Source organism: Lysinibacillus parviboronicapiens, from assembly GCF_003049575.1.
GTDB classification, from domain to species: domain Bacteria; phylum Bacillota; class Bacilli; order Bacillales_A; family Planococcaceae; genus Lysinibacillus; species Lysinibacillus parviboronicapiens.
On record NZ_PYWI01000002.1, the window covers coordinates 373,659 to 383,304 of the forward strand.

The 9,646-nt window shown below is 41.0% G+C and carries 12 protein-coding genes; 10 read left to right on the forward strand and 2 right to left on the reverse strand.

Translation table 11 applies throughout. The annotated features are described in order from the left end of the window. Nucleotides 1–8 precede the first annotated feature (8 nt). The 3 genes from thrR to C9J35_RS04275 all read left to right on the forward strand — a co-directional run bounded on the left by thrR (nt 9) and on the right by C9J35_RS04275 (nt 1,914). Nucleotides 9–464 carry a transcriptional regulator ThrR gene (gene thrR, locus C9J35_RS04265; protein ID WP_107923538.1) on the forward strand — a complete coding sequence of 152 codons (456 nt, stop codon included), beginning with the start codon at nt 9–11 and terminating at the stop codon, nt 462–464. 160 nt (nt 465–624) lie between these two features. Beyond that, nucleotides 625–1,503, forward strand: a complete 879-nt coding sequence (gene pheA, locus C9J35_RS04270; protein ID WP_054768091.1) for a prephenate dehydratase — start codon at nt 625–627, stop codon at nt 1,501–1,503. A 21-nt stretch (nt 1,504–1,524) separates the two neighbouring features. Continuing rightward, nucleotides 1,525–1,914 (forward strand): thiol-disulfide oxidoreductase DCC family protein, encoded by a 390-nt coding sequence (locus C9J35_RS04275; protein WP_107923539.1) that lies wholly within the window; start codon nt 1,525–1,527, stop codon nt 1,912–1,914. Nucleotides 1,915–2,095: 181 nt separating this feature from the next. Here the strand turns inward: C9J35_RS04275 and C9J35_RS04280 are convergent, their stop codons facing one another. Beyond that, entirely contained in the window at nt 2,096–2,629 is a 534-nt protein-coding gene (locus tag C9J35_RS04280) for a transcription repressor NadR (protein ID WP_107923540.1), read from the reverse strand. 141 nt (nt 2,630–2,770) lie between these two features. Here C9J35_RS04280 and C9J35_RS24695 point away from each other — a divergent pair, with 141 nt between their 5' ends. From C9J35_RS24695 to yajC, 7 genes are all read left to right on the forward strand, one after another. Next, nucleotides 2,771–3,796, forward strand: a complete 1,026-nt coding sequence (locus C9J35_RS24695) for a LysM peptidoglycan-binding domain-containing protein (protein ID WP_107923541.1) — start codon at nt 2,771–2,773, stop codon at nt 3,794–3,796. A gap of 34 nt (nt 3,797–3,830) precedes the next feature. Further along, entirely contained in the window at nt 3,831–4,664 is an 834-nt protein-coding gene (locus C9J35_RS04290) for a phosphotransferase (RefSeq protein ID WP_107923542.1), read from the forward strand. 113 nt (nt 4,665–4,777) lie between these two features. Beyond that, nucleotides 4,778–5,398 carry a Holliday junction branch migration protein RuvA gene (ruvA, locus tag C9J35_RS04295; protein WP_107923543.1) on the forward strand — a complete coding sequence of 207 codons (621 nt, stop codon included), beginning with the start codon at nt 4,778–4,780 and terminating at the stop codon, nt 5,396–5,398. 18 nt (nt 5,399–5,416) lie between these two features. Continuing rightward, a complete protein-coding gene (gene ruvB, locus C9J35_RS04300) occupies nt 5,417–6,421 on the forward strand; it encodes a Holliday junction branch migration DNA helicase RuvB (RefSeq protein WP_054768092.1) in 1,005 nt (334 codons plus the stop codon). Nucleotides 6,422–6,439: 18 nt separating this feature from the next. Next, nucleotides 6,440–7,483 carry a tRNA preQ1(34) S-adenosylmethionine ribosyltransferase-isomerase QueA gene (gene queA, locus C9J35_RS04305; RefSeq protein WP_054768093.1) on the forward strand — a complete coding sequence of 348 codons (1,044 nt, stop codon included), beginning with the start codon at nt 6,440–6,442 and terminating at the stop codon, nt 7,481–7,483. 56 nt (nt 7,484–7,539) lie between these two features. After that, nucleotides 7,540–8,685: a tRNA guanosine(34) transglycosylase Tgt gene (gene tgt / locus C9J35_RS04310; RefSeq protein WP_054768094.1), complete on the forward strand. Its 1,146-nt coding sequence runs from the start codon at nt 7,540–7,542 to the stop codon at nt 8,683–8,685. 141 nt (nt 8,686–8,826) lie between these two features. Further along, a complete protein-coding gene (gene yajC / locus C9J35_RS04315; RefSeq protein ID WP_107923544.1) occupies nt 8,827–9,093 on the forward strand; it encodes a preprotein translocase subunit YajC in 267 nt (88 codons plus the stop codon). Between the two features lie 113 nt (nt 9,094–9,206). On the opposite strand, the gene C9J35_RS04320 is transcribed toward yajC, so the two are convergent. Further along, the coding region (locus tag C9J35_RS04320) for a DDE-type integrase/transposase/recombinase (protein WP_153062940.1) at nt 9,207–9,646 on the reverse strand (440 nt) is incomplete at its 5' end.

The following is a 9,646-nucleotide window of genomic DNA, read 5'->3' on the forward strand; positions in this document are numbered from 1 at the left end:
GGAAGAGTATGAAAAACGTTGCTAACCAGCGATATTATTTAGTTCGTGAAGACGTTTTGACAGATGCTATGCAAAAAACTTTGGAGGCGAAACACTTACTTTCAAGTGGTACGGTATCTTCCATATGGGATGCGGTAAAACAAGTGGATTTATCGCGTAGTGCGTTTTACAAATATCGTGATGCTGTTTTTCCTTTCCACTCTATTGTGCAAGAACGGATTTTAACAGTCTTTTTACAGCTTCAGGACCGTAAAGGAACACTTGCAAAACTTTTAGAAACTGTGACGAACACGCATTGTAATATACTTACAATCCATCAAACGATTCCAATTCAAGGTCGTGCCAATGTTACACTGTCGTTAGATGTAACAAGCATGAGCTGTGAGCTTGATGATTTATTGCATCAGCTTAAGCGTTTAGATTTTGTAGAGTCTGCGGAAGTTATTAGTTCTGGAGCATTGTAAAAGGGGTGACTCAGAGGTATATCTGAGTCACCTCATTCTGTAAATAGGGAAACTTACTCAAAGAAAGGGCTTATAGAACGCCTCTTTCTTTTTAGAGCGAGTTTTCTAAAAATTAAGAATGATATATAGGCTACCAATCGTAGCGAAGGAGGTAAATTCAATGACAGAGCAAAATTGGGAGAAACGAATCGCATACTTAGGACCAGAGGCATCCTTTACATATTTAGCAACAAAAGCTATTTTCGCAAGTGAATGGCTAGTCCCTTGTGCATCAATTCCAGAATGTATTGAAGCAGTAGCGGAGGGGAAGGTAGATTTAGCAGTTGTCCCTCTGGAAAATGCATTAGAAGGCTCAGTGCCATTAACCCTTGATTATTTATTCCATGAGGCGACGCTTTATGTAACAGGTGAGTTACAACTGAAAATTCAGCAACATTTAATGGTCAACAAAGAACAAAAAGACCGCTGGGAGTCCATTAAGGGTGTGTATTCACATCCGCATGCACTCGCACAGTGTCATAAGTATTTATTCTACCGTTTTAGCGATGTTCCATTACATCAAACAACATCTACTGCAGCAGCAGCTAAATATGTATCTGAAAATCCACAGGAGTGCATCGCAGCAGTCGGCAATGCGGCAGCTGCTGAAAGATATGGTTTAGATATCGTGCAATCAAATATCCATGATTTTCACTTTAACCATACTCGCTTCTTTGTATTATCAAAACAAAACAAACGATTACCGCAGGAATTATCAGAGGGACAGGCAAAAACAACCTTCATGATTACCTTGCCAACAGACCGTTCAGGGGCATTACATCAAGTGCTTTCAGTATTTGCTTGGCGCCAACTAAATTTAAGTAAAATTGAATCACGTCCTTTGAAAACCGGACTGGGTGATTATTTCTTCATGATTGATGTATTAGCGGATGAGAAAGAACCAATGATGCGAGGTGCTATGGAAGAGTTAGCAGCCCTAGGTTGTAAGGTGAAATCACTTGGTACATACTTTACTTATCTAACATCTGACGAGGTTTAAATTCGGTTAGGGGGCATCAGAGTGGGTGGAGTTATTCTGTTTGACGGAGTTTGTAATTTTTGCCATAGCAGTGTGCAGTTTATTATAAAACGTGATCAGCGTGCTTATTTTCGGTTTGCCTCGATTCAAAGTGAAATTGGGCAGGAAATTCTTGCAACATATAACGTTCCGACAAACATAGATAGTGTCATTTTAATAGAGCATGGTCAAGCTTATTGGGAATCCACGGCAGCTCTGAAAATTAGTCGTCGTTTAGATAGCTTGTGGCCAACCTGTTATGTTTTCATCGTAATCCCTTCCTATATACGAAATATCCTATACAGGAAATTTGCTGAAAACCGTTATCGTCTTTTTGGTAAAAAAGAACAGTGCCTATTACCAACACCTTCGCAACAACAAAGATTTCTCTAATTATTGTGGAGCGCCCCATTTTTGGGAGCGCTCCGTTTTTGTGTGAACAGGAGTACTGTTTTATCTTTTGTAGGTTATTTAATCAGTAAGCCTAGTAAAAGAGCAGGTCAAGTGGATTAATATTATACAAAAAAAGAAAGAATCCCAGTTGCTTATGGGATCCCTTCTTTTTATTTATACTTTATTGATCTGTGACTAGATAGCCTTTTTTTTGTAGGTTTTGTTCAATTAAATCTAAAATTTCTACAGATGGAGCAGAAATAACATGAAGATGTGTACCACCTGTTAGTGCAGATAAATAGCTCGCTTGAGTCTCGCTAACACGTTGTACAAATTTTTCAACATCATGACGATTTGACACCATAATGGAAGCTGTAATATCTCCATATATGGGGTGTTCGACAATGACATTTTTCACTGTACCGCCACAATCCACAATGACCATGAGCTCATCTTCTGCTTCTTCCGGGGTGTGAAAACATGGAATAGTCCGTTCAACTGTTTGGTATAATTGGTCTTGGTGCATATAAATATAGCCCTGGCTCGTTGCAATAATGGGTTCATTTCTAGCCTTTAATAATGTTATATCATTGACAATGACTTGTCTTGAAACATTGGCAAATTTAGCTAAGTCTGTTCCTGTTATAGGTGTGTTGCTTTTTTTAAGTTGTGCTAGAATCTGCAGTCGGCGTTCTTCGCCTAACATTTTTTTCATAAGAGATCACCTCTGCCTGTAATGAAGGAAACGTATTCCTTAAGCATTAGTGTACCATGAAGCTTTTACAACATGCGTGAATTTTTTGTATCCAAATGAAACATTGAACATATGATACGAAGAGAGGAAGGGAGGAAAAAATTGCGTATTCATATTGTTCAAAAGGGAGATACATTGTGGAAGATTGCGAAAGAGTACGGCATTTCGTTTGAAGATTTGAAGCGGCTCAATGTCCATCTTGCCAACCCTGATTATATTGTACCGGGCATGGAAATTATTTTGCCTGAAAAAATACACAAGGAAACACATAACCAAGGAGCACATAACCAAGGAACACATAAGGAGACACAAACTCATAAAGAAATGCCTACTAAGTCTGTGAAAGAAAGTGTTAAAAAAGAGGTGCAGAAGCCTATGCCAGCGCCTCCGATTGTTGCACCTCCGCCGATGCCAATGCCTGAGCCACAAATGATTCCAATACCGTTTCCGATGCCAATGCCAATGCCACAACCAATGCCACAGCAACCAATGTGGGTGCCTCAGCCTGTAGAACTTAATTGGAATCAACAATTAGTCATGCCACAAGTTGAACATCCTGTTATACCACCAATTCAAATTCAACCACCAGCGCCGCCACCACCACCGCCACCACCAGTAGCCAAACCAACACCACCACCGCCACCTGTTCATATAATGCCGCAAATGCCAATGGTGCCACATTGTCCGAGTTGCCATCAACCGGTGCATCATCAAATGTGGTGGCATCAAATGCCGATGCATCAAATGCCAATGCATCAAATGCCGATGCACCAAATGCCAATGCACCCGCAGGTAGATACATGCTCAATGCCACAGCAGCCGGTACCATATACAATGCCAGCAGGTGATGTTGCTGGTGCAGGTCACTTCTTAGAGTCAAGCACATCTCCATTCTTCCCTGTAAATGATGCACAGGTCCAGCATCATTTTGAGCAAATGCCGGAGATGCAGATGGGGCAATCCTGTGGTTGTGGTAGTTCACAGCCCGCAATGATGCCAAATTGGCAATTTGACCAATGCAACTGTCCGCCGCCATGTCCACCACCATGTCCGCCGCCGTGCCAAACGTGTGGTCCATGGATGTCCCCGCATTTTTTCCCAGGCGGGATGACGCCTTATCGATGGTGAAAAAGCCTTCATTGTAGAGGAAGTAAAGCCTAACATTTGGAAGTATAATTACCAATCCAACAATTACTTTGTTAAAAGGGCAAAGCAATTAGAAGTAGCAGAAAAGGTGAGGGCGATTCATCGACAACTTGGACGACTTGAACCCTCACTCATCCTGCCTTTAGTGCAAAGTGATGATGAGCAGCTTATCGTGCAATTGTGGCAAGAGGGGAGTCATAGTGCGAATTTTGCACATAAAAAAGACCGCGAGCAATCTCTTAAGCTATTAATGGCTTTACATGAGACACATAAAAAAATTGCTTGGCAGCGAGTGCCAGGTTTGCACACATATTCACAGCTTTTAAAATGGCAAATGCGTCACATGCGTTTTAAAAGCAGACGAAATGATTTTCGTCCATTTTTAACGAAACAAGAAGTAGACCAAATTGTTCATTATAGTGAAAAGTCATTACAGCTAATTGCATTGGAAGATGTGCCAGAAAAAGATATTACGCTATTACATGGGGATGTCGTCCATCATAATTTTTTATGGTGTAGTGACGGACAATTACGCTTAATTGATTTTGATTTAGCACATCTAGGAGAAGCGGACGATGAATATATTTTATGGTTACATCGAGTATTGCCAGCTGTGGACTATGACCTTGCTAAAATTTTAACAGAGTTACCTGAGCTACGGCGTTTAGATAAAAGAAAGTTTCATCGTTTGAAATTTCCAAATGAGCTATTACGGGAATGGCTTTTTGCAGTGGACTTACCTTTGGAGCAGCAGCTTGTATTTTTAGATTATTTAATCCCGTTTACCAAACGAGCTCTCACATACTGGCCAAAACTGTGGTACGATATTGATAGATTCATGAAAAAATGACCGTCTTTGGGCGGTCATTTTTGTATGTGGACGGCCACTATTGCTATTTATTATAGTCGAGCATTCGTTCGCTATATGCTATAATCGAAGACGATGAATGTGAGGGATTTTATATGTATGATTATTTAAAAGGGCAGATAATGCGTATTACCCCAGAGTATATTGTGCTTGAACAACAAGGGATTGGCTGGCAGTTGAATACACCTAATCCATTTGCGTTTCGCACGGCGGCACTGGAGCAACAAATATATGTCCATTTGCATGTACGTGAGGATGCACAGGTGCTATATGGTTTTCCAAATTTAGATCAACGAGAGCTATTTCGTAAACTGATTTTAGTGTCAGGTATCGGGCCGAAGGGGGCGCTTGCGATTTTGGCGACTGGTAATCCACAACAGGTAATAAGTGCCATTGAACGCGAGGATGAGACGTTTTTAGTGAAATTCCCAGGTGTGGGCAAAAAAACGGCACGTCAAATGATTTTAGATTTAAAAGGCAAGCTGGGTTCCTTAATGGATACAATCGAATTACCTAGTACAGATGATGAATTACCGTTATTTGGTGTCAATCCGCATAAGCATGAGCTTGAAGAAGCCATACTTGCGCTAATGGCACTTGGTTATTCTGAAAAGGAACTGGAAAAAATTCGTCCACAGCTAGAGGATAATGATAAGCTTGAAACGACAGATGCTTATATGAAACAAGCATTGCAATTACTATTGAAGTTAAAATAAAGAAAGGAGGGCAAGTACATGTCAGAACGAATGATGGCAAGTGAAGCAGGTAGCTATGATGACCAGTTTGAATTATCTCTTCGACCACAAAGGCTAGCGCAATATATTGGACAGCATAAGGTAAAAGAGAATTTGCAAATCTTCATTGAAGCGGCCAAGCTTCGTCAGGAAAGTTTAGATCATGTGCTGTTATACGGTCCTCCTGGGCTTGGAAAAACAACATTAGCTGCAGTCATTGCCAATGAAATGCATGTCAATGTGCGCATGACGAGTGGCCCAGCAATCGAACGACCAGGGGATTTAGCGGCAATATTAAGCTCACTTGAACCAGGTGATGTTTTATTTATTGATGAAATACATCGTCTGCCTCGTGCGATTGAAGAGGTGCTTTATCCAGCAATGGAGGATTTTTGTCTAGATATCGTTGTAGGCAAGGGGCCTGAAGCTCGCTCTGTTCGGCTTGATTTACCCCCATTTACACTTGTTGGTGCTACCACAAGAGCCGGAGCTTTGTCTGCACCACTGCGCGATCGTTTTGGGGTGCTGTTACGCTTAGAATATTATGATGATATATCACTCGCTGAAATTGTTGTGCGCAGTGCACATTTATTTGATGTCGATATTGAGCAAGTGGCTGCAGGAGAAATGGCAAGACGTTCTCGTGGTACCCCACGTATTGCCAATCGTTTACTAAAACGAGTGCGAGATTATGCACAGGTCCTTGGAGATGGTATGATAACGGAGGACCTTGCGCAGCAAGCTTTGGAGTTACTACAGGTTGATCCTAGAGGGCTTGACCATATTGACCATAAACTTGTGACCAATATGATTGAGCGCTTCCGTGGAGGTCCAGTAGGCTTAGATACACTTGCAGCTTCCATTGGTGAGGAACGTGTGACGATTGAAGATGTGTATGAGCCATATTTGATGCAAATTGGTTTTATACAACGTACACCACGTGGTCGTGTAGCAACACATCTAGCTTACGAACATTTTGGATATGATTATCCCCAACAAACATAGAAGAAGGAAGTTTTTTTAATGCGTGTAGAAGATTTTGATTTTGAATTACCCGAAGAACTTATTGCGCAAACACCGCTTGTGGACCGTATAGCGAGTCGCTTAATGGTGGTTACACCAGGTTCAAAAGAAGTAGAGCACCATCATTTTGCACATATAGTAGATGAACTAAATGCAGGTGACTGCCTTGTGTTAAATGATACACGTGTTTTACCAGCGCGCTTAATGGGTGTGAAAGAGGAAACAGGTGCCCATATTGAGGTGTTGTTATTAAAGCAAACTGCTGGCACTGACGAGTGGGAAACTCTTGTAAAGCCAGCCAAACGTGTTAAAGTCGGTACGGTTGTGACATTTGGAGACGGTTTATTGACGGCAACATGTACGGGTGAACTTGATCATGGCGGACGTTTGTTTGCGTTTAATTACGACGGTATATTTTACGAAATTTTAGAGCGGTTAGGGGAAATGCCACTGCCACCATATATTCGTGAAAAATTAGATGATCAAGAGCGTTATCAAACCGTATATGCAAAGGAACGTGGCTCTGCGGCGGCACCAACAGCGGGTCTACATTTTACACAGGAATTATTACAACAAGTGAAAGCGAAAGGTGTAGAAATTGTTTTCATTACCTTGCATGTTGGCCTTGGAACTTTCCGGCCTGTAAGTGTTGATTCGATTGAAAACCACGAGATGCATGCGGAATTTTATAGTGTTACCGAAGAGGCGGCAGCGACTATTAATCGTGTAAAGGCTAATGGAGGCAATGTTGTAGCTGTAGGTACAACGTCTACACGTACTTTAGAAACAATCGGCTCAAAATATGGAGGCGAAGTGCGTGCAGAACAAGGATGGACATCCATTTTCATTTATCCGGGCTATGAATTTACCGTAGTGGATGGCCTAATTACAAACTTCCATCTACCTAAATCTACGCTAGTGATGCTTGTTAGTACACTTGCCACAAGAGATACTATTTTAAGTGCCTATCATCAAGCTGTAGAAGAAAAATACCGCTTCTTTAGCTTTGGCGACGCGATGTTTATTCGACCACAAAGACTTTAACCGAAACAAAATCGAAGTACTGTTTTTACTTCAGATAAGAGAGGAATTTTTATTTTATGACACAACCAGCAATTCGTTATGAACTACTCCATACTTGTAAGCAAACAGGGGCACGTCTTGGCATCGTGCATACACCACATGGATCATTTGAAACGCCAGCATTTATGCCAGTCGGAACACAGGCAACTGTTAAAACGATGTCTCCTGAGGAATTAAAAGAAATGAATGCAGGCATTATTCTTTCAAATACGTATCACTTATGGCTACGTCCAGGTAATGATATCGTTAAGGAAGCAGGTGGCTTGCATAAATTCATGAACTGGGATCGCCCAATTTTAACAGATTCAGGTGGTTTCCAAGTATTTTCACTTAGCCAATTCCGTAAAATTGAAGAGGAAGGTGTACATTTCCGTAACCATTTGAACGGGGACAAGCTATTTTTAAGTCCAGAAAAGGCTATGGAAATTCAAAATGATCTTGGGTCCGATATTATGATGGCATTTGATGAATGTCCACCATTCCCTGCAACACATGAATATATGTTAAAATCGGTAGACCGTACAACACGCTGGGCGAAGCGTTGTAAAGATGCGCACGCTCGTCCAGAAGAGCAAGGTTTATTTGGGATTATTCAAGGTGGCGAATACGAAGATTTACGTCGTCGCTCAGCGGAGGCGTTAGTAGAGCTTGACTTCCCGGGCTATGCGATTGGTGGTTTATCGGTGGGTGAGCCTAAAGATATCATGAACAAAGTATTAGAATTCACGACACCATTAATGCCTGATAACAAACCTCGTTACTTAATGGGGGTTGGTTCACCTGATTCACTTATTGATGGAGCAATTCGTGGGATTGATATGTTTGACTGTGTATTACCGACACGTATTGCACGTAACGGGACATTAATGACATCTGAAGGCCGCTTGGTCGTGAAAAATGCAAAGTATGCTCGTGACTTTGGTCCAATCGATCCAAACTGTGACTGCTATACTTGTAAAAACTATTCTCGTGCTTACGTGCGTCATCTAATTCGTACAGAAGAGACATTTGGGATTCGTTTAACGTCTTATCATAACCTTCACTTCCTGTTGAAATTAATGGAGCAGGTGCGTGAAGCAATTCGTGAGGACCGCCTAGGTGATTTCCGTGAAGAGTTTTTCGAGAAGTATGGATTTAACGAACCGAATGCAAAAAACTTCTAGTTTTGGAATATATATTAGCGAAATTTTACCTATAATAGAAAAACTATTGATAATATAGAAAAATTTTGGGCTAGTCCATCGCTTTTTTAGGGTGGAATGGTCTATACTAAAAAAGTGAGATTTGGAAAGGGGGCAAGAATTATGGAGCAATATTCTGGCTTAATAATGATTTTAATAATGTTCGTTGCGATGTGGTTTATTTTAATCCGTCCTGCTAAAAAAAGACAACAGGAAACGCAAAATATGCAAAGTAGCTTACAACGTGGTGATAAAATTATTACAATCGGTGGCTTACATGGTGTTGTTGACTCAATTGAGGACACATCTGTAACATTAATCATTGCTGATAATGTACGTGTGAAATTTGACCGTCAAGCAATCGGACGCATCGCAAATGACCAAAAATAATTCAAAGAGGCGTTGTTCCAAAGTTATTTGGACAGCGCCTTATGAAATTTTACAAAAAGCTATGTCGTGAAATGGCACTGACTACCTTTTTTGAGACAGTAAGAAAACACCTTTTAAACTGCCAGTTGACGGTATTTTACCGGTGACTGGTTGTTTAGTTTCGTTTGGATACGGATATTGTTATAATAGTGTATATATTCTTCGACTATTCGAATCACACAAGCATTAGACGTGCTGTGTATTCCGTCGAGGTAGAACGTTTCGGACTTTAGCGAGGAGTGAAACGTTTCGATTGGGGAATTATCAGCGGGTGTGCCTTTGCGGGACATGCTCATGATAATTCCTTTTTCTTTTACTGCTGCTTGATAGTCATATGACGTATACACAGAGCCCTGATCGCTATGCAGAATGATATCCTCAGGCAGCTGTTTCAATTGAGCGAGCGTATCTAAGATAAACGATGTATCTTGTGTACCACCGACTGTATAGGCAATGATTTCACCGTTGTATAAATCCATGATGCTTGAAAGATATAACATCGACTGACCAAAAG

Bases quoted from the DNA above. Each gene is read 5' to 3' on its own strand.
- thrR (WP_107923538.1), top strand. From the start codon at position 9: ATGAAAAACGTTGCTAACCAGCGATATTATTTAGTTCGTGAAGACGTT.
- pheA (WP_054768091.1), top strand. From the start codon at position 625: ATGACAGAGCAAAATTGGGAGAAACGAATCGCATACTTAGGACCAGAG.
- C9J35_RS04280 (WP_107923540.1), bottom strand. From the start codon at position 2,629: ATGAAAAAAATGTTAGGCGAAGAACGCCGACTGCAGATTCTAGCACAA.
- ruvA (WP_107923543.1), top strand. From the start codon at position 4,778: ATGTATGATTATTTAAAAGGGCAGATAATGCGTATTACCCCAGAGTAT.
- ruvB (WP_054768092.1), top strand. From the start codon at position 5,417: ATGTCAGAACGAATGATGGCAAGTGAAGCAGGTAGCTATGATGACCAG.
- queA (WP_054768093.1), top strand. From the start codon at position 6,440: ATGCGTGTAGAAGATTTTGATTTTGAATTACCCGAAGAACTTATTGCG.
- tgt (WP_054768094.1), top strand. From the start codon at position 7,540: ATGACACAACCAGCAATTCGTTATGAACTACTCCATACTTGTAAGCAA.
- yajC (WP_107923544.1), top strand. From the start codon at position 8,827: ATGGAGCAATATTCTGGCTTAATAATGATTTTAATAATGTTCGTTGCG.